This window comes from Psychrobacter sp. M17(2026) (assembly GCF_055699815.1).
The window spans coordinates 1,483,997-1,503,956 of record NZ_CM146741.1 but is presented as its reverse complement, the minus strand read 5'-3'; the positions used below and the strand labels follow the sequence as shown (position 1 = coordinate 1,503,956).

The 19,960-nt window shown below is 43.1% G+C and carries 16 protein-coding genes; 7 read left to right on the top strand and 9 right to left on the bottom strand.

What is annotated here, in order from left to right; translation table 11 throughout:
• Positions 1-191: 191 nt before the first annotated feature.
• On the top strand, positions 192-1,124 hold the full coding sequence (locus ACR63T_RS06410; RefSeq protein WP_472785142.1) for a DMT family transporter: 933 nt from the start codon (positions 192-194) through the stop codon (positions 1,122-1,124).
• Between the two features lie 101 nt (positions 1,125-1,225).
• Here the strand turns inward: ACR63T_RS06410 and ACR63T_RS06405 are convergent, their stop codons facing one another.
• Positions 1,226-2,638, bottom strand: coding sequence for a solute carrier family 23 protein (locus tag ACR63T_RS06405; RefSeq protein WP_305900166.1), 1,413 nt, complete (start codon positions 2,636-2,638; stop codon positions 1,226-1,228).
• A gap of 537 nt (positions 2,639-3,175) precedes the next feature.
• On the opposite strand from ACR63T_RS06405, the gene ACR63T_RS06400 reads away from it, so the two are divergent.
• A complete protein-coding gene (locus tag ACR63T_RS06400) occupies positions 3,176-4,609 on the top strand; it encodes an L-serine ammonia-lyase (RefSeq protein ID WP_472785141.1) in 1,434 nt (477 codons plus the stop codon).
• A 167-nt stretch (positions 4,610-4,776) separates the two neighbouring features.
• Here the strand turns inward: ACR63T_RS06400 and ACR63T_RS06395 are convergent, their stop codons facing one another.
• The 3 genes from ACR63T_RS06395 to xthA form a co-directional block, all read right to left on the bottom strand.
• Entirely contained in the window at positions 4,777-5,175 is a 399-nt protein-coding gene (locus ACR63T_RS06395; RefSeq protein WP_201573289.1) for a DUF4377 domain-containing protein, read from the bottom strand.
• Between the two features lie 218 nt (positions 5,176-5,393).
• Positions 5,394-6,635: a bifunctional glutamate N-acetyltransferase/amino-acid acetyltransferase ArgJ gene (gene argJ / locus ACR63T_RS06390; RefSeq protein ID WP_305900163.1), complete on the bottom strand. Its 1,242-nt coding sequence runs from the start codon at positions 6,633-6,635 to the stop codon at positions 5,394-5,396.
• Positions 6,636-6,734: 99 nt separating this feature from the next.
• Positions 6,735-7,556: an exodeoxyribonuclease III gene (gene xthA, locus ACR63T_RS06385; protein WP_472785140.1), complete on the bottom strand. Its 822-nt coding sequence runs from the start codon at positions 7,554-7,556 to the stop codon at positions 6,735-6,737.
• A 291-nt stretch (positions 7,557-7,847) separates the two neighbouring features.
• Between xthA and ACR63T_RS06380 the strand changes: the two genes are divergently transcribed.
• Positions 7,848-8,462 (top strand): thioesterase family protein, encoded by a 615-nt coding sequence (locus ACR63T_RS06380; protein ID WP_472785139.1) that lies wholly within the window; start codon positions 7,848-7,850, stop codon positions 8,460-8,462.
• A 171-nt stretch (positions 8,463-8,633) separates the two neighbouring features.
• On the opposite strand, the gene ACR63T_RS06375 is transcribed toward ACR63T_RS06380, so the two are convergent.
• The 5 genes from ACR63T_RS06375 to sohB form a co-directional block, all read right to left on the bottom strand.
• Positions 8,634-9,335: an SDR family oxidoreductase gene (locus ACR63T_RS06375; protein ID WP_472785248.1), complete on the bottom strand. Its 702-nt coding sequence runs from the start codon at positions 9,333-9,335 to the stop codon at positions 8,634-8,636.
• 392 nt (positions 9,336-9,727) lie between these two features.
• Entirely contained in the window at positions 9,728-10,498 is a 771-nt protein-coding gene (locus ACR63T_RS06370) for a histidine phosphatase family protein (protein ID WP_472785138.1), read from the bottom strand.
• A 62-nt stretch (positions 10,499-10,560) separates the two neighbouring features.
• The gene (locus ACR63T_RS06365; RefSeq protein WP_472785137.1) at positions 10,561-11,868 is read right to left on the bottom strand and encodes a phosphotransferase family protein; all 1,308 of its coding nucleotides are present in this window, start codon (positions 11,866-11,868) and stop codon (positions 10,561-10,563) included.
• A gap of 168 nt (positions 11,869-12,036) precedes the next feature.
• Positions 12,037-13,272, bottom strand: a complete 1,236-nt coding sequence (locus tag ACR63T_RS06360) for an acyl-CoA dehydrogenase family protein (protein ID WP_305900286.1) — start codon at positions 13,270-13,272, stop codon at positions 12,037-12,039.
• Between the two features lie 306 nt (positions 13,273-13,578).
• Entirely contained in the window at positions 13,579-14,553 is a 975-nt protein-coding gene (gene sohB, locus ACR63T_RS06355) for a protease SohB (protein ID WP_472785136.1), read from the bottom strand.
• A gap of 510 nt (positions 14,554-15,063) precedes the next feature.
• Here sohB and aspS point away from each other — a divergent pair.
• From aspS to ACR63T_RS06335, 4 genes are all read left to right on the top strand, one after another.
• Positions 15,064-16,905, top strand: coding sequence for an aspartate--tRNA ligase (gene aspS / locus ACR63T_RS06350; protein WP_472785247.1), 1,842 nt, complete (start codon positions 15,064-15,066; stop codon positions 16,903-16,905).
• A gap of 90 nt (positions 16,906-16,995) precedes the next feature.
• Positions 16,996-18,009: a lysophospholipid acyltransferase family protein gene (locus ACR63T_RS06345; protein ID WP_472785135.1), complete on the top strand. Its 1,014-nt coding sequence runs from the start codon at positions 16,996-16,998 to the stop codon at positions 18,007-18,009.
• Between the two features lie 172 nt (positions 18,010-18,181).
• Complete coding sequence (locus ACR63T_RS06340; RefSeq protein ID WP_472785246.1) at positions 18,182-18,898, top strand: glycosyltransferase; 717 nt, start codon at positions 18,182-18,184, stop codon at positions 18,896-18,898.
• A 113-nt stretch (positions 18,899-19,011) separates the two neighbouring features.
• Positions 19,012-19,860 (top strand): hypothetical protein, encoded by an 849-nt coding sequence (locus ACR63T_RS06335; protein WP_472785134.1) that lies wholly within the window; start codon positions 19,012-19,014, stop codon positions 19,858-19,860.
• Positions 19,861-19,960: the final 100 nt, after the last annotated feature.

Below are 19,960 nucleotides of genomic sequence, written 5' to 3'. Positions count from 1 at the left end.
TCTAGGGGTTAGCTTAGCAAATAGCGCGGCTAACCTATAGCTCCATTCTGTGAATAGATGCATTCTATGAAAATAACGGTAAGCTTTGAATGAATTCATTGTGGTTATAAAATAAAGAAAATCCGCAAGTCTTCATTTAAGGAGTAATAAGGTTTACACTTGTCGTTTGTTCAAAAAGCTTAGAGTACTTTATGGCTGATAATCCTTCACCCTCCGCTGCTATTGGCTTAGCTATCGGTTGTATTATTTTTGGTTTGGGTAGCCTAATTGTTGCTCATGTCGCTATTGGCAGTTGGGCCATGTCTTTTTGGCGTCTGGCGGTTTCAGGAATAATTTTTACTATACTAGCTAAGATGATGGGGCAACGCCTGCCTCGTTCGCGTCGCGCTATTGTTTATGGCTTATTATCAGGCGCGTTTTTGGGTCTAGACTTAGCGCTTTGGCATGAGAGTATTCATGCAGTCGGCCCTGGTATCTCAACGCTACTCAACAGCTTACAGATCTTCTTTTTAGCGGCGATTGGGTTTTTATACTTTAATGAACGCCAGTCTATTTTACAGCTACTGAGTCTTTGTATGGCGCTTTTCGGTGTGGCACTAATTGGTAGTCCTGAATTTGCGCAAAATACCGATGCGACTTGGGGGTTTGTAGCGGGTATTGTTTCAGGTGCTATGCTAGCGGCATCAATGACCTTTATCCGTAAGACCCATGATACTGAGCCCACCTCCATATTTATCTTAATGCAGCTGGTTAGCATCGGTGGAGTACTGGCAATGGTAGTTCCAATGCTGATCTTTGATCAAGGCGCCATCATGCCTGCGACTTGGTCACAAGTGGGTTGGATAGTAGTCTATGGTGCGATAATGCAGTGCTTGGCATGGGGCTTGATTGCCTACTCAATACCTAAACTATCGCTTACTATGGTTGGTCTATTATTGCTCACTGAGCCGATTGCTGCACTCATTATTGATTATAGCTGGCTGGATAAGCCTATTAATACCTTGCAATGGGCGGGCGCTATTTTGACCATGGCTGCTATTTTCTTAGCATCGCTGAAACCCAAACCGCGTGCCTTAGGCCGTTATCGATTTTTTGCCAAATTTTATAAGCGTCATTATAAATAAGCTATTGATCAAAATGACTTTTAAACTAAAGACAGCTTAAATCCAATCAGATTTAAGCTGTCTTTAGTTAGCGTAAATACTGGCTTACACTATGCAAAAAATCAATCTTTTTGAAGATTAAATAAAGCATTGAGCACGATGGCGGTAAGCGTTGCCGTACCGATACCACCTAAGTCAAAGCCGCCTAAATGCAAGCTAAAGTTCCCCGTTCCCATAATCACAGTGACCGCTGCAATAATGAGATTACTGTTCTTGCTAAAGTCGATATGACTATCAAACCAAATTTTTGCCCCAGCGATAGCGATTAGACCAAAGACTACGATAGAGGCGCCGCCTAATAACGCTGGTGGAATAGTCTGGATAATAGCGCCAAACTTAGGCGATAATCCTAAAGCAATAGCAACAATACCTGCGATGACAAAGATAGTTGTGCTATAGACTTTAGTAACTGCCATTACCCCGATATTCTCAGCGTAAGTGGTCACGCCCGTACCGCCAAAGCCCGCCGAAAACGTCGTCGCTAACCCATCAGCAAAAAACGCCCGACCCATATAAGGGGTCACACGAGCTTTGGTCATACCCTCAACCGCCTTAAAATGCCCCAAGTTTTCGGCGATCAAAATAAAGGCCACAGGTGCAATTAAGATAATAGCGCTCATCTCAAAACGTGGGGTGTGGATGCTAGGGAGACCGAACCATGACGCTGCTGCGACACTACTAAAATCAATCGGTACGCCAAATCCTAACAGATTGGTGACGATATAATAAACCACATAAGACAGTATCAAACCGACCAGTAATAGCAAGCGTCTGAGCATACCACGAGTAAACACTGCCACACCACTGATGAGCAGCACCGTAAAGGCCGCCATCCAAGCATCGAACTGATTGGCAGACACGCCTTGAATGGTCACTGGCGCTAAGTTCAAGCCGATAATCATCACAATAGCACCTGTAACAATAGGCGGCATCAAGCGCTCAATCCAGCCCGTCCCCGTCTTAACCACCAATAAGCCTACTAACGCATAAATAATACCGCAGACCATAATACCGCCTAAAGCGACATCAAGATTGCTATTAAAACCCACACCTGCATAGGCAGTCACTGCAATCACAGGACCAATAAAAGCAAAGCTCGACCCCAAGTAGCTGGGCATACGGCCACCTGTGATCACAAAAAACATCACCGTACAGATGCCTGACATAAGGATCGCCAGATTAGGATCAAAGCCCATCAATAATGGCGCAAGCACTGTTGCGCCAAACATAGCAAAGGTATGCTGTACACCTAGCAAGAAACTCTTACCAGCGGGTAGATATTCATTAATCCCTACTGGATTACGATCCAAATCACCTTTAAAAGGTCGCCATGTCGGGAACCAGCGACCGTTTTCAAAGTCTGGATTGTCTGAATAGCTCAGTGAAGCGGTATCAACACCAGCATTATGTAATGCATTAGGTGAGTTGTTATCTATGGGATTATCTGCTGAAGAATGCTCTGAGGGTGAGGTCATACGCGCTGGTTCCTTTTGGTCTATTTCGGACATAGGACTGATATAATACCTTTGAAATTATAGGCAACGAGTTATTTCTATTATGGAATGACAGCTCTTAGTTATGACTGTAGGCTGTATATACAATAGATAATCATAGGTTATTATCAAACTAATTGGTTATAATGCAGGCTTGCTACAGAGCTTACGATATTCATGCCTTTACAGAATGTTACATTGGAAACGATGCTGTGCATCATAACGGAATTTAATACTAAAAAAAAGCGTTTATTGCTATACCTGTTGAACCACAAAGGTCTACTAGACTGGCAAGCTTACTTATTTCTAAACAAAATACTGACTCACTTTTTATAGTTCTAATCCGCTTACCATTTCAATAGTATTTTCAATCTAAAACTTAAGCTCAAAATTCGAAACTCAATTAAAAATGATAAGAAAGTCGTTATAAACATTAAGTGCTTTAGATATCAAAGGTAGATATCACATATAGCATCTTTTATTATTACGATTTTTTTAACTCATCATGGATGATTTATTATGATCAGTGTCTTTGATTTATTTAAGATCGGTGTTGGCCCATCAAGCTCACATACTGTGGGCCCTATGATCGCCGCTAACTTATTTTTAGCCTCCCTACGCAAGCGTGCAGCGCTGAGCGATGTCACTGCTATCGAAGTTGAGTTATATGGCTCGCTAGCGGCTACGGGCAAAGGTCATGCTACTGACACGGCAATACTACTTGGGCTGCTAGGACACGCGCCAAGCACTATTGATACTCGTTTGACCAGTCAGTACCTCACGCCTATATTTTCTGATAAACAATTGTCTTTAGCAGGTGAGCATAGTGTCGCGTTCAATACTGAGCGTGATATTCAGTGGTACGGTGATACGGTACTACCCTATCATCCTAATGCTATGACTATCTGCGCGATATTAACTGATGGTACTCGCTATCAGCAAACTTATTATTCAGTGGGCGGTGGCTTCGTTATTAATGATGCTGATGCCAATAATCCTGATGAAGATAGTGCCGCTCCCTCCATTGGTTCTATCCCCCACCCTTTTAATACTGCAGCAGAGCTACTTGAGCAATGCCGCATACATCGATTGAGTGTCAGTGAGCTGGTATTGGCTAATGAGTGTCACTATCGTGATAAAGACGAGGTTTTCGCTTATTTGGATTCTATTTGGGAGGCGATGCAAGATTGTGTCACTCGTGGTTGTCAAAACGGTGGTATTCTGCCAGGAGGTCTTGATGTCAAGCGCCGTGCCCAAGCGCTATACCTGCAACTTTGTGATGAAAAAGATCAGCCAAGCACTATAAGTGATAAGCTTGCCGCTATGGACTGGGTCGATCTATATGCATTAGCGGTCAATGAAGAAAACGCCAATGGCGGCAATGTGGTCACCGCTCCGACTAATGGCGCAGCTGGTATTATCCCAGCAGTAATGCATTATTATCGCGACTTTCTAGCCAGCTATAGCACGGACGGCGCCCGTAAGTTTTTGCTCAATTCAACCGCTATCGGCAGTTTGATTAAACAGAACGCCTCAATATCTGGTGCTGAGGTCGGTTGTCAAGGTGAAGTCGGCTCTGCCTGTGCAATGGCCGCCTCGGCTCTAGCTGAGATTATGGGTGGTGACCCTGCTCAGTGTCTCAACGCCGCTGAGATTGGCATTGAACATAACCTAGGACTAACTTGTGATCCTGTTGGCGGTTTAGTGCAAGTGCCTTGTATTGAGCGTAATGCTATGGGTGCAGTCAAAGCCATTAATGCCGCTCGCCTTGCTTGTCGTGGTGATGGTCAGCATTTTGTATCATTCGATAAAGTAGTCGAAACCATGAAGCAAACGGGTGCTGATATGCTGGATAATTATAAAGAAACCTCACGTGGCGGATTGGCGGTCTACGCTGATAATCGTATTCCTACCGCATCACAAGGGGTGAGCGTCAAATACAGTCAGTGTTAATCATGCCAGCTCATGGCTGATAATCCACAAATACAATTTATAAATACAAAAAAGCCTCTAATATTTTAGAGGCTTTTGCTTATCACTATTTGCTTATTACTGTAAGCGGCTTTAAATAGCTCAATAAAAACTATCTATCCATCTAACTAATTACCTGTTTAACTAAGTTACTCAGCAGTTTTTGAGATAACTTCATTCAAGATCCATACAGGCTTAACCATACCAGATGCTTCATCAGCTACTGCTTCTTGACGTAGGTCTAAGATATAACGGTAGTTTGGCTCATAAGAAAAACCTTGAATGTTGCCATTAAGCGTATTGTAGTTCTTATTAAAGGTTTGACGATACTGTAGGCACTCAGCTTCAACACGGTTACCGTCGTTAGCAGTGTACTCGCAAATAGCTTTACGTGGAGCTACTTCTACTTCGAAGCTTGAGATGTTAACGACTTTTACATTGACTGGCTGACCATCAACGACCATAGAGCGCTCATCATCAAGGCCCATAGTAGAACAACCTGCTAATGCGAAAGTTGATGCTAATGCTGCAATTGCTAATTTTTTCATTAAATTATCCTCAGTTAAAATACTTTATTGTTGTACTGGCGCTCATTATAAAACGCATAAAACCTTACACTCTATAACTGCTTTGTAATTATACGTCAAAGTTTGCAACAGTCATAAATTAGATTCTATCTGTTCAATACTACCGTTATTACTATATAAATACTAGTTTATGACCGCTGGATAAACCGTTAAAATACAATTATCTGATAAGCTGTTGATTAGCTACGATAATCTGCATTTATTTTGACATAATCATAAGATAAATCACAAGTATAAACCGTATCGTTAGCCTCTCCTCGCGCTAACTCTATGTGTATAGTAATCTCAGGAAGACTCATCACCTCCTTGCCAGCCACCTCAGTATAGCTTGGTGCAACCATGCCGTTTTGACAAATTAAGACCTCATTGAGCGACACATCGACTTGCTCAGTGTCCAGATCATCTATACCTGCATAACCAACTGCTGCTAATATACGACCCCAATTGGCATCGCTGGCAAAAAACGCCGTCTTAACCAATGGCGAGTGAGCGACAGCGTAAGCCACATCACAGCATTCCTGAGTCGTCTTGCCACCTGTCACTTTGACCGTCATAAACTTAGTAGCGCCTTCACCGTCACGAACGATCAGTTGCGCCAAACGCATAAACACGGCGCTTAAAGCATCAAATAATGGCTGATAATGCGGATGATCGGTGCTGTCAATAAGCTCTGTACTTGCAGTGCCTGTTGCTATTAACACACAGCAGTCATTGGTAGAAGTATCACCATCAACAGTAATCCGATTAAAGGATTTCTCATTAATAGCGCTGAGCATCTTTGGTAACAGATCAGCGGTAATATTAGCATCAGTCGCCACAAACCCAAGCATAGTGGCCATATTAGGGCGTATCATCCCTGAGCCTTTGGAGATGCCAGTGATATGGTAGCTGCCACTCTGAGCAGTACTATTACCAGCAATATCGAGCTTTTGGCTAGCAACTTTAGGGACAGTGTCGGTAGTACGAATACCGTCTGCTGCCGCCAGCCAATTATCTGACTTGAGCTGTGTCAAGGCATGATCTAAGCCTGTGATTATCGCTTCACTATTTAGTGGCTCACCAATTACGCCCGTTGAGAACGGCAGAACTGAACGGACATCAATGCCCGCTTTGCTTGCCAGCTCAGTACAGATATCAGTGGCACGGCGCAAACCATCAGCGCCCGTACCCGCATTCGCATTGCCAGTGTTAATAACTAAGTAGCGCGGACTTGCTTGATCAAAATGCGTGCGTAGTACTCGCACTGGCGCAGCACAAAAGGTGTTCTTAGTGGTGACTACTGCTGTGGTAGCACTGTCTGCTATCTTAATGAGCACTAAGTCATTACGATCTTTGTAGCGCACACCCGCTGCCGTAGCACTAAGCGTAATCCCATCGATAGGATAAATAGTATCTGGTACTGCAATGTTGCCGACTGCCATAATGAGTCCTTATTTATGGTTATAGATATTCAAAAACTCTGTTTTAAAAAGCCTATATTTTTACCATTTTATTATTCAATGGTTAAAACACTCAAACGGTTACTTGCTTAAATCGAAAGTTGACCAAATCGGTGCATGATCAGAAGGCTTTTCCATAGCGCGTAGCTCGTAGCTGATACTTGCGTCAACACAGTGATCCGTTAAATCGGGCGTACATAAGATATGATCAATACGCATACCGCGCTTAGGCTCATCGTTGAAGCCGCGGCTGCGATAGTCAAACCAGCTATACAACTCCTGGCTATCAGGATAATGCTGACGATAAGTATCAATAAGATCGCGTGACATCAGCGCCTCGTACCATTCGCGCTCCTCTGGCAAGAACGAGGTCTTACCATTTTTGAGCCAGCGCTTGACATTAGCCTCACCTATACCGATATCGATGTCCTCTGGGGCAATATTCATATCACCCATAACAATCAATGAGCGCCCCTCAGCTTTGAGAGTATCAATATAAGTCATTAAATCAGCATAATAAGCGCGTTTCATAGGATATTTAGTGGGATGGTCTTGGCTTTCACCTTGTGGAAAATAACCATTAAGCACATCAATTTCACGACCACCTAATAAGTAACGCGCATGAATAAAGCGTTTTTGCGCCTCCGCGTCTTCACCAGGAAAGCCTTTTTGTACAAATATCGGTGCAATCTTTGATACCAGTGCTACCCCATAATGCGCTTTTTGACCAAAGTATTCCACGTGATATCCTAGTGATTCGACATCGCTGAGTGGAAACTGATCATCATGGACTTTGGTTTCTTGTAGACCCATGACATCGGGATCGATTATGTCACGTACGGCTTCCAGCTGATGCTGACGGGCGCGAATACCATTGATATTAAAACTAACAAAACAAGCCATTGTTTAACCTATTATTATTTGAGGGTTGGATCTATTACAAGATATATCTACAACCTTGTTGACGCTCTTTAGGACGTGTTGAGATGACGTATTGAGCTGATGTCTTGAACTGAGACGGGTTCTTTACTAACCTACAATAACAGACCTAAAATGGTCTAAGTATTGCTCAACTTTGACCGTTACGCTAAAGTAGCTATTCTACAGCCGCTAGGTTTACAAACGCTAAGTTTAATCAGCATCTTGAACCGTTATAAACGACTTACAAACACTAAAAATTTATCAGGCAATGATATGATCTCTAACCATACAAACAATGATACCAGTAACAATGCAAGTAGCGATACAGTCGCTAGCGTAACTACGCCTCTATTTGCAACAGAATATCACATCTATATCAATCATACTGATGCAGGCGGCATAGTCTACCATGCCAATCATTTAGTGTTTTTTGAGAATGCTCGCCGTGATTGGTTTACGAAAATTGGACTCAATGGTTATTTCCTGCAAGCGGATAATGGTCAAGTGCAGCACTTTGTCGTCTCTCAGGCCGAATTAAATTATCGTAAAGCCATCTTACTCGATGAGATCATTGAAACACGTATCGATAAAGTGGAGCTAAAACCTGCCAGCATTATCTTTTATCAAAGCATTCATCGCAAGGCTAAAGATGCCGATTCAGCCGCTGCTGTTAAGCCTACTGATACTCTACTAAGCAGTGCTAGAATCGTGATCGCTTGCGTACAAAACCAAGTGCAGCCTGAAACCTCCAATTCTAGTCATGCATCAGAGCAAATAGGAGATGCTCCCACCACTATGACAAATGTTGCTCCAATTAGACCGATTCGCGTACCATCAAAGCTGCACGCTATGACTACACAAGCGATTGCCAATCATGCTAATAAATAATGCTGATAGCCATTTTTATTTTATCAGCTATCAGCATTATCTTAGAGCAACATTGCCAAAAGCACTATAAAATTATTGAATAAGCCCTTTAAGCTATGATTAGTTTAAAGGGCTTTATATTGTTTGATAAATTTTAACTGACAAATACGGGTTAATAAGAGTCTCATCAAATTAACTGATCTTATTGACTACACTCAAAGGTAAATGCTTCATTGCTTGACCGACTATCGACCACGGCAAGCTTGGTACGCAAGCTTCATCAACCTCAGCTTCGATCGCAGCAACAATCGCTTTGGTGCCCGTATCGACATCTACTTCGAATGGTAACGGCTTAGCATTCGTATTGATCTCAGTACGGATATAACCTGGATAGATAGTTGATACTTTAATCGGCAAGTTAGTAAGCAACATATCCGCACGGATACCCTCAGCTAAATGCGCTAAACCTGCTTTAGTAGCGCCATAAGTGGTCATGTGTTTAGGCAAGCCGCGCATGGCTGACATGCTCGATATCACTACCAGATGCCCACTATTTTGCGCGCGGAATATCTGCATACCTGCTTCACACTGTGCTAACGCTGACACAAAATTAATCTCAGCGGTGCGGCGATTGGTCTCAAACCGACCTTTACCGATACGGCGACTCTCACCGACGCCTGCGTTGACAATTATGCGATCAATTTGCCCAAAGTCCGCTTTGAAAGCCTTAAATACTTTAAATATAGCATCGTAATCACTAACATCTAAGGCTTTATATTCCACCCGAATAGTAGGATAACTGTCTGTCAGCTCGATTGTGAGCTGCTCTAAGCGATCCGTACGTCGCGCACAAATTGCCAGATTATAGCCAAGTTTAGCGAATAGTCGTGCCATCTCCTCACCTAGACCTGAGCTGGCACCTGTGATCAAAACCGTTTTGTCTTGACCGACCTGTTTTTTGTTTCGCGCCTTTAGATAACGTGCAGGCTGAATAGCACTATAAGCTTGATCTTTGCTTTGCTTAGCGGTTTGGGTCACTAAATTAAATAATTTATGCTGCATAAACAGTCCTCTCGATGTCTATAGATATAAGATAATAAGCTTGACTTTTGAGTCCAAAATTGTCGAGTTAAAGTCGCTATTATAAGGGTTATTACTCTCCTTATGCATAACAATTATGTAGGAGCTGTTAATTAACCTTTAATTCATTACTATCTCAAAGACTATTCTTATTAGATCATTTATTAGCATTTAGTTATTAGTGCTTCGTTACTTAAGCTTCGTTATTAGTGCTTCGTTATTAGACTTTTGCCTTCGCTAAACAGATGACTGTGCTCATTATAAGAGAGCAGCTGCAACTTTTGCTGTTGAACAACAAGACTAGTGACGCCCGTATTGACTGAACTTTGGGTCAATTGATAAGCGGTTGCACTGCTTTGCTTCAATAAATGCGCAGTGATAGCAGCGATGACACCACCTGAGGTAAATACTAGCACCGTACTGTCTGCGTCTAGGCTATCTGCATTTAGATTGTGCATAGCGTCAACTTGGTTGCGTAGCTCCTCTAACCCTTGCACGGCCCGCGCACTAAACTGCGGCCAACTCTCAAGGTACTCATCATCATGCTCGCCTGCATGCCAGCGCTGCATAGCTTGACCAAATAACTCACCTAAACGGGAAATAGGCTGATTATTACGGTTGAGCTCAGCTGCGATCTGAGCTTGCGTCGATAAAGTAGGATTGGATTTTACAAAGACATCTTCGTGATTGAATTCGTTAAAAATAGGCAAAACACAGCTCTCAGGATTGCTCTTATCAAAAATAGGCTTTATACCTAAATCATGATTTGAGACTGACCGATAAGCTTGATAAAAGTGCTCAGCTGAATCACGTTGCCGTACTAAGCTGCCACTAAATATCGCATCGATACGGCGCTGGGTACTGCCATAATGCTCACCTAATCTCTTAGCCTGTACTACCCCAAGCTCTGAGAGTTGGTCGTAGTTTTCTTGTCCAAAGGAGGCTTGTCCATGACGAGCTAACAGAAGGGTTATCATAAAGAGTGGCCTATTATATTTATATAGTTACTACTGGCTCAATTTAAGAGAAGTAAGCGCCGTTATTCATCCGTGTTTTTTGAATCATCATCGATCTCTTGCTTAAAATAAGCTTTAGGTAATACGCTTTTTATCACCGCTTGTAATGGACTTGGTAGTTGCTCAATAGTAGCAGCATCTATGCCTCGATCTTGCAGGTGCGGCTGCACATAGCTCATAAACATAGCTTCGCCCTCATGCTTGGCGATGAGCTTCAAGCATTTTGCATGGAGGACGTGATTGATAATCCAAAAGTTCTTAAAGGCGGGGTTACTGGTTTGTTTATTATAATAGCGATAATAAATCTGCTGAATAATACCTGCTAGGCGAAACAGACCAAACACTTCATAAAAAGCCCAATTATCGAGCTTGAGTCCTGACTTAGAGAGGTAATACTCAACCACTTCATCGCGAGTCATCATGCCCTCTAGATGCGTGGGCTGACGACGCGCTTGTTGCATGATCGCATTGTCATCCGCTTCGATCCAATAGGCCAATGCGCTCCCTAAATCCATTAGCGGATCACCTAAGGTTGCCATTTCCCAATCGAGCACCCCGATCACTTGGGTGGGATCATTAGGGTCTAAAACCACATTATCAAAACGCCAATCATTATGAATGATACAAGTTTTACTGTCTTTAGGAATATGGTTGTTGAGCCACTGTCTAACGAGCGCAAAGCTCGGGGTATTTGGGGTCTTAGCTTTGACATAACGCTTGTCCCAGCCTGTCACCTGCCGCTCGCAATATCCTGCCCCGCGACCTAGCGCTACTAAATCGGGATGGTGTTGATAGTCCACTTGATGCAGCTCAATTAGGGCATCAATGACATTGGTACACAGCTTGCGGATTTGAGTTGAATCCAAATCAAGCGATTTGGGTAAATTAGCACGCGGAATAATCCCTTCTAAGCGCTCCATGACATAAAAATCTGCGCCAATAACTGTCTCATCGGTGCACAGCGCAAGCGTTTTTGGTACGTAAGGATAGACACCTGCCAGCGCTTGCTGCACGGTGTACTCACGTACCATATCATGAGCCGATTTGGCTTTGGTGCCTTTGGGCGGGCGACGTAGAATTAAATCTTGGTTTTTATCAGGGCTATTGTTTTCATTGAGGCTATTGTCTTTATTGAGGATATTGTATTGCAGACGATAAGTCCAGTTTGATGCGCCTCCTGCGAATTGCGTGATAATGGGATCGCCTTTAACATCAAGACCCTGACCTCGCAGCCATACGCTAACAGCCTCTCCATCAAGCTCTTCGCCTTCACGAACGTCATCACCTTTATCTAAGACTTCTTCATCTCTATTGTTGTTATTGTCTGCCATCTGATAATCCTTATCGTAGGTTTGATTTTACGTTTTTCAATAGTTTATGTTTATCAATAGTCAATGCTTATTCAGTGACAAACTCTATAAAAACTATCCAGCCGCTAAGCTTAGATAGTCTATAGAGCATTAGATGCCTAAGCATTACTAGCTTTGATACTGCTATCGTTAGCGCTTGCGGCTAAACCCTTGACGCTTAAGCTCTAGCTTGGCAATCATGGTTTTGTGAACTTCATCAGGACCGTCTGCCAAACGCAACACGCGAGCCTGCGCATAGAAGCCTGGCAACATAGTATCTTGACAAACTCCCATACCGCCATGAATCTGAATCGCCATGTCGACGACTTCTTGTAGTACCGTTGGCGCGACAACCTTGATAGCCGATATCTCAGTTAATGCCGCTTTGGTGCCTTGACTATCCATCTTTTGCGCGGCATATAGAGTCATCAGACGCGCTTGATCAATCTTGATACGCGCCTCCGCTATCCGCTCAAGATTGCCGCCCAATTGTAGTATAGGCTTGCCAAAGGCATTGCGAGTCATACCACGATGAATGGCAAGCTCTAAGGCCTGCTCTGCTGCACCGATACAACGCATACAGTGATGAATACGACCAGGCCCCAAGCGACCTTGTGCGATCTCAAACCCCATACCAGGACCACCGATAAAGCTCGTTACTGGCACTCGCACATTATTAAAACTGACTTCACCATGTCCATGCGGGGCATCGTAATCACCGAATACTTTGAGCATCCGCTCAATCTTGACGCCAGGAGTATTAACAGGTACTAGCACCTGCGAGTGCTGATGATGACGATCTTGGGCTTCATCTGGGGTATGTGCCATAACGATGAGCAAATCGACTGCTGGATCACCGAGACCTGATGACCACCATTTACTACCATTGATAACGATCTCATCGCCCTCAATGACAGCGGTTGCTTCCATATTAGTGGCATCGCTTGAGGCTACAGCAGGCTCAGTCATACAGAATACCGACCGCGTCTTACCATCTAGCAACGGCGTGAGCCATTTTTCTTGTTGCTCAGGACTGCCATAACGCCATAACAGCTCCATATTGCCACTATCAGGTGCATTGCAGTTGAAGATATGCGGCGCGAGCAGACTATGCCCTGTCAGCTCGGCAATAGGTGCATAATCCGTAACCGATAATCCTGCGCCAAGCGTGTCATCTGGCAAGAATAAGTTCCAAAGTCCTGCTTGACGAGCCTCCTTACGCAAGCTCTCATAAGCGGCTGGCCACTGCCATTTTTTCCAGTCTCCATCAGGATTGAGCTTATGACAGTCTTGCCAGAACTGCGCTTCTATCGGCGCAATTTTATTGGCGATAAATTCTTTTACTTGGCTATGCATTGCTTGACCATGGGCGCTTGTGGTAAACATCAAATCACTAGTAGACATCATTAACATCCTTATATTATCGTTTTTTGCCTTAACTTTTTATTTTATAGACCACAATAGCAAAAAAGCATCATGTGATTTATAGTGTACAGGCGTTTACTATTTTTGCAGACTTATTTATAACATAGCACCTACTAATAAACAGCAAAAAAGGCGCGACTAGTTAGGTCACGCCTTTACAAAATAAGAACAGATGCTGCCTTCAAATGCCTTTAATAAAAATTGGATTACTGCTGCATAAATCTACTTTTACAAGTGCCACTTTAATGAATGCTACTGTAAACAACGCTACTTTAAAATATTGAATCGATTATTAAAGTCCAAACGCGCTAGGGCGTCAGGCAGTTTATCTACTGCTATATTAAGCGTTGCCTCTGCCGCTTGTGCTAAGCCTAATTTTTCGGCTAAGGTTGGTTTTTGACGAGAATGCAGCGCATAGACTTCATTATCTGCCATTAGCTCTAAAATATAGCTATCAGAGGTTTGTAGTTTATCCACTAGTTTTAATTTTAGCGCATCTTCACCATACCAATGCTCACCCGTGGCGACTTTATCAAGATCAAGCTGAGAGCGATAAGTGCTGACGAAGTGCTTAAACAGCTCATGAGTTTGCTCAAGATCTTGTTGATACTTAGCCCGATCTTCGTCATCGTTTTCGCCAAATACGGTCACGGTACGCTTATAGTCGCCTGCGGTAAATTGCTCATAATCAACGTCGTGGTTTTTGAGCCATTTATGGAAGTTTGGTAATTGAGATACCACACCAATTGAACCAATAACTGCAAACGGTGCAGCGACAATTTTGTCCGCGACGCAAGCCATCATATAACCACCACTGGCTGCAACTTTGTCCACACATATCGTCAGCTTTAGACCAGCTTCTTTTAGACGTACTAGCTGTGCGGCGGCCAGCCCATAACCATGGACGATCCCACCTGGCGACTCTAAGCGGATGATAACCTCATCGCCTGCATTCGCCGTGCTGATTAAGGTGCTAATCTCTTCGCGTAAATGCTTGACTGCTGAAGCTTTTATATCGCCATCAAAATCCAGTACAAATACTTGCTGACTGTCATTTTTATTTTTACGTTTGTTTTTGGTTTTTAGAGCCTGCTTGGCTTTTTTTGCCATTGTTTTTTTGAGCTGTTTGAGTGCCGCTTTGCCTTGAGTTGCCTCAAGTAAATCTTCGCGGCGTTGCTCTTGAGCTTTGTTGAGATGGAGCACTTTGAGCTCAACAGGGTTCTTAGGAGGATGAAATAGCATAAACGGTATTCCTTAATATAAATAAGCTTTGGGATAATAGTTTTTAGAAGATTTATTAGCAAGAACTGCTTACCTTCAGCCTAATATGTGCACGATGTCACAGAGTTTCAAGCACCGCACCAATATTTAGCGAACGAATAAAAATAAAACCTCGCTAAATAAAAAGCTGAGGTGTGTTCTATGTTCTATGTTCTATGTTCTATGTTCTATGTTCTATGTTCTATGTTCTATAAGTATAGTTGTATAACAAAAGCACATTAGGCATAATATGCGTTTACATTTATTTTTATGTAACCTATCGTTTTTGTATGCAACCAATCGTTAGAATTTATCGATAAACGAGTTAATTCAAACACACTAGGCCTATCACTGGCGCTAGTTACTGTTGAATTGGTTGAAATCTCTTAACGATGGCTGCATTATTGTTTTTTGAATTGGGCAGACAACTGGATAACTATTATTATGACCGACAGCAGCATTGAGCAACCTAAATCTATTACCGAAAGTGAAATGAGCGTACATAGTAGCTATCGCGATGAATATTGCGGCGCAGTAAATGAAAATTTACTTGAGCAAACGATCACTATCGTCGGCTGGGTGCATCGTCGCCGTGATCATGGTGGCGTTATCTTTTTAGATATGCGTGACCGTGCAGGTATCCTACAAGTGGTTGTCGATCCAGACACTCCTGAAGCTTTCGCCACTGCTGACGCGGTTCGCCCTGAATATGTCCTCAAAATAACAGGCCGCGTGCGTCGTCGTTACGAAGGTACTGAAAACAAAAACATGACCAGTGGTCAAGTAGAGCTATTGGGCAAAGAGATTGAGGTGTTAGCAAAGTCTGAAACCCCGCCTTTCCCGCTCAATGATGAGAATATGACCGTCTCTGAAGATCTACGCCTAAAATATCGCTACCTTGATATGCGTCGCCCCCAGATGCAAGAGCGTATGGTTTTCCGTGCCCGTGCCACCTCTGCCATTCGTCGTTATTTAGATGATCATGGCTTCTTAGATGTTGAAACGCCTATCTTGACTCGTGCCACTCCTGAGGGTGCGCGTGACTATCTTGTGCCATCACGTACGCGTCCAGGTAACTTTTTTGCGCTACCACAGTCGCCGCAGCTATTTAAGCAGTTATTGATGGTGTCAGGCTTTGATCGCTACTATCAGATCGCTAAATGCTTCCGTGATGAAGATTTACGTGCCGATCGTCAACCTGAATTTACCCAAGTGGATATCGAGACTTCATTTTTGAATGAAGAGGAGATCATGAGTATCAATGAAGGCTTGATCAAGCATGTATTCAAGACGATGTTGGATGTTGATTTCGAGACGTTCCCGCGTATGACTTATGCTGAGGCGATGCGTGATTATGCCTCCGACAAGCCAGATTTGCGTATCCCATTGAAACTACAAGACGTTGCTGACTTGATGAAGGACGTTGACTTCAAAGTGTTTGCTGGCCCTGCTAACGATCCAAAAGGTCGCGTTGCCGCACTGCGTATTCCTAATGGTGCCGCGCTAAGCCGTAAGCAGATCGATGCCTATACCAAGTTTGTTGGTATCTACGGCGCGCGCGGCTTGGCTTATATCAAAGTCAATGATGCAAGCAACATCAATAATGGCGTCGATAAAGACTCAGGTCTGCAATCTCCTATTATCAAAAACATGACCAATGAGGTACTCAATAGTCTTATTGAACGCACACAAGCAGAAGACGGCGATATCATCTTCTTTGGTGCTGACAAAGCCAGCATCGTCAATGATGCGATGGGTGCGCTACGTCAGAAAATCGGCCTCGACCTTGAGATGCAAACTTGCGAGTGGGCACCGCTATGGGTCACTGACTTTCCAATGTTTGAAGAGACTGATGATGGCAAGTGGACGTCCATGCATCATCCGTTTACTAAACCTAAAGGCTCAGTTGAAGCATTAAAAACAGATCCAGCTGCTGCCCTATCTATCGCTTATGATATGGTGCTAAACGGTACTGAAGTCGGTGGTGGTAGCTTACGTATCAATACCTATGACATGCAGCAAGCAGTGCTCGAAGCTTTGGGTATCGGCGAACAAGAAGCCGAAGACAAATTTGGCTTCTTGTTAGATGCCCTCAAATTCGGTGCGCCGCCGCATGGTGGTCTGGCCTTTGGACTGGATCGTCTGATTATGTTGATGGTTGGCGCAGACTCTATCCGTGATGTCATCGCTTTCCCAAAAACTAAGACCGCTGAATGTCCGCTGACTCAAGCACCTGCTGGTGTCGATAGCAAACAGTTACGTGATCTAGGTATTCGAGTGCGCGAAAAAGCACAAGCGGATGCTGATGCAAATAAACAACAACCTGCACAGTAAATGACTCGATAATGTATTAGGGTCTGCTTGATCATTCACAAGCAGGCCCTATTATCTTATACAGTCTTAGCTACTGTTCTGTGAATAGTTATGAACCCTTATCATTTGTTCAAATACGTGCCTTTATCGCTTTTACGCGGTCTGGCACGTAGCGTTGCTTGGATCATTATGCGTCTGCCAAACGCGAGTTTGCTGCGCACGATTCGCATCAATACGCTTTTGATAGATCCCGCCTTGTCTGAGGCGCAAAAGCATACTCTTAATAAACAGATTGTGCTTAATCAGTGCTTAAGTAGCGTGGAGTCTATTAAAAGCTGGGCGATGTCGCCGCAGTGGAGCATAGATCAGATCATTGATGTCTATGATAAAGAGATTCTTTTAGAAGGTTTAGCCAATCCCAACGGTATGATTGCTATCTTGCCGCATATAGGGACTTGGGAGATAATGAATGCGTGGATTAATCAATTTGGCGCACCGACTATTATGTATAAGCCCGTAAAAGGTAGATTGACCAATGAGTTTATATTGCAAGGTCGTCAACGCCTTAGCGCTACTTTAGTTCCAACTGACGGTAGTGGTGTCAAAGCTGTATTCAAGGCTTTAAAGCAAGGCGGCTTCAGTATGATACTGCCCGATCATGTGCCTGAACCCTCAGGTGGTGTGGTAGTGCCGTTTTTCGGCATTGAGACTTTGACCAGTACTTTGACCTCTAAGCTGGCTAGCAAAACTAAATGTGCTTTGGTAGGTATCTCCTGTATTCGTCGCAGTGATGGGCGTGGCTTTAATATTCATTGTTATCGGCTTGATAATCCCGATTTGTATGATCGTAATGCTAATATCTCAACCCATGCGCTTAATCAAGCTATGGAGAGTATCATAAAGCCACATTGTAGTCACTATATGTGGGGTTATAGGCGCTTTAAGCATATTCCTGAATTAGGCAACCCCTATCGCGCTAGTGAGAGTGATCTAACAGCATTTGTGCAAATGAATACTGCTCGTAACAGCACTATTCAAACTGCAAATACTCAAGCTACAAACGCTAAGCTCACCACTGATACCAATACCAATGAAGTTAATAACGCTGATGAACCCTCTGGTTAGATTTTTATAATCATGGGTGATATGCTTCATTCAACTTTATACTGCTATCACTGATATGAGTATTCCCTAACCTCTACATGAGTATTTTATGGCTACTGATACAACTACAACGACCTTGTCCAATCAAACTGATACTACTATTAATCTAGTAGAGCAGCGCTATATTATCTGCATGAAATGGGGTAATAAGTACGGTAGCGAGTACGTCAATCGCTTATATAATATGGTCAACCGCCATCTAACCTTAGACTTTCAGATGGTGTGCTTGACTGATGATAGTAGCGGTATCGACCCTGCAATACAGTGCTATCCTATACCTGAGATGGATCTGCCCGCAGGTCCTGAGAGGGGCTGGAAGAAGCTTACGACGTTTAAACCTGAGTTATACGACTTAAAGGGTGTGGCACTATTTTTAGATATTGATATTGTTATCGTTGCTAACATGGATGGATTTTTTACTTATGAGGCGGCGCATGAGGATAGCGTAGTTATTATCCGTGACTGGAAAAAGCCTTGGCGGATGATCGGTAACAGCTCTGTATATCGTTTTAACATTGGTATGAACACCTACCCTGACCTGCTTGCAAACTTTGAGCGTAACTTTGAAACGATACGTACCCAAGTGCGTCATGAGCAAGCCTATTTATCCAATTATCTGCGCGAGCATCATCATTTAGAATATTGGGATAAAACCTGGTGCGTCAGCTTTAAGTATCAATGCATCGCCCCTATTCCTTTTAACTTTATTCGCACACCGAAGCTACCTGATGGGGCTAAGATAGTTATCTTTCATGGTGAGATCAATCCGCCAGATGCTATTAACGGTACTGGTGGCAAATGGTATCGTCATATCAAACCAAGTCCTTGGCTGCAAGCGCACTGGCAATAGTTATATTTAGTGATTTTTATTTAATATTCTAAATAGCCGCTGATAACCTGATAACTATCTATATGCTATACCTTTATGCTTTTAAATGATTTGAATAAACAGGGAAGATAATATTGCAACTGCCCCCTTGCGCCAGCTTTGATATTGACCACCAGCCCATTACTATTGATGGCTTTAACGCCAACCAAAGTGGGCAAAGCTTAAACCAGCAAGCGGTTAATATCATTGCTTCAGGCCCTTCTATTGCGCATCTAACATTTTTGGAGCTGGTAGATACCGCGACTATATTTGTCAACGGCAGTATCAGTCTACTTGCTGAGCATACTTTTAATAATGTAGTCGGTTGGGTGATTAGTGATGCCCGTTTTATCAGTCATCAGCCTGAGGTTTTTACAAAATATTATAATGGTCAGCCTTTATATGCAACCCTAGCTGTGTTTGAGGCAATAGCGGCAAGCCATCCTAATATTATTCGTGAGTATCCAAGTTCGATGCGTATACTATATCCCGTGGATAGACCTTGGAGCGTCAAAGCCAATAAGCTAGGGTTTGATATATTATCTTTTAAGCAAAAGCTATTTAACAAAAAAAAGCCATTGTCTCACTTTTCTAATGATCCTAATTTTGTGATTGATAATGAGCATAAGCCCGTGCCAATCGGTGTCTCTCTTGATGTTACTCAAGGCTTTGTAGAAGCGGGAACAGTAGTCTATGTCGCCGCGCAGCTCGCTTTTTCACGAAACGCTGGCGCTATTCATCTATATGGTGTGGATCTAATCAATAGTAATCTACCACGGTTTTATGAGAATACAGAAAATAGCGCACCAAGTAAGCTGGATAAAGCAGTTAGCGAGCGTATTGTGCCTTCGCTGAATCTATTAGGTCGGGTGTACAAGCAGCATGGTGTGCCTGTTATTAACCACTCGCCCGTGTCTCAATATTTGTTCGATGATTTGGGTTGATATTGTTTTTATAGTAGCCTTACCAATAACAAGTTCGTATATCACAATGTTAAAGCTATAAGTCTAAAAAATATTTATGAGGCTGATCTGAATGATAAAT

Excerpts from the sequence above, each read along its gene's own strand:
- ACR63T_RS06380 (WP_472785139.1), top strand. The coding sequence starts at position 7,848 with ATGATCTCTAACCATACAAACAATGATACCAGTAACAATGCAAGTAGC.
- ACR63T_RS06370 (WP_472785138.1), bottom strand. The coding sequence starts at position 10,498 with ATGATAACCCTTCTGTTAGCTCGTCATGGACAAGCCTCCTTTGGACAA.
- ACR63T_RS06395 (WP_201573289.1), bottom strand. The coding sequence starts at position 5,175 with ATGAAAAAATTAGCAATTGCAGCATTAGCATCAACTTTCGCATTAGCA.
- ACR63T_RS06405 (WP_305900166.1), bottom strand. The coding sequence starts at position 2,638 with ATGACCTCACCCTCAGAGCATTCTTCAGCAGATAATCCCATAGATAAC.
- ACR63T_RS06375 (WP_472785248.1), bottom strand. The coding sequence starts at position 9,335 with ATGGCACGACTATTCGCTAAACTTGGCTATAATCTGGCAATTTGTGCG.
- ACR63T_RS06400 (WP_472785141.1), top strand. The coding sequence starts at position 3,176 with ATGATCAGTGTCTTTGATTTATTTAAGATCGGTGTTGGCCCATCAAGC.
- ACR63T_RS06360 (WP_305900286.1), bottom strand. The coding sequence starts at position 13,272 with ATGTTTACCACAAGCGCCCATGGTCAAGCAATGCATAGCCAAGTAAAA.
- sohB (WP_472785136.1), bottom strand. The coding sequence starts at position 14,553 with ATGCTATTTCATCCTCCTAAGAACCCTGTTGAGCTCAAAGTGCTCCAT.
- ACR63T_RS06410 (WP_472785142.1), top strand. The coding sequence starts at position 192 with ATGGCTGATAATCCTTCACCCTCCGCTGCTATTGGCTTAGCTATCGGT.
- ACR63T_RS06365 (WP_472785137.1), bottom strand. The coding sequence starts at position 11,868 with ATGGCAGACAATAACAACAATAGAGATGAAGAAGTCTTAGATAAAGGT.
- ACR63T_RS06345 (WP_472785135.1), top strand. The coding sequence starts at position 16,996 with ATGAACCCTTATCATTTGTTCAAATACGTGCCTTTATCGCTTTTACGC.
- xthA (WP_472785140.1), bottom strand. The coding sequence starts at position 7,556 with ATGGCTTGTTTTGTTAGTTTTAATATCAATGGTATTCGCGCCCGTCAG.
- aspS (WP_472785247.1), top strand. The coding sequence starts at position 15,064 with ATGAGCGTACATAGTAGCTATCGCGATGAATATTGCGGCGCAGTAAAT.
- argJ (WP_305900163.1), bottom strand. The coding sequence starts at position 6,635 with ATGGCAGTCGGCAACATTGCAGTACCAGATACTATTTATCCTATCGAT.
- ACR63T_RS06340 (WP_472785246.1), top strand. The coding sequence starts at position 18,182 with ATGAAATGGGGTAATAAGTACGGTAGCGAGTACGTCAATCGCTTATAT.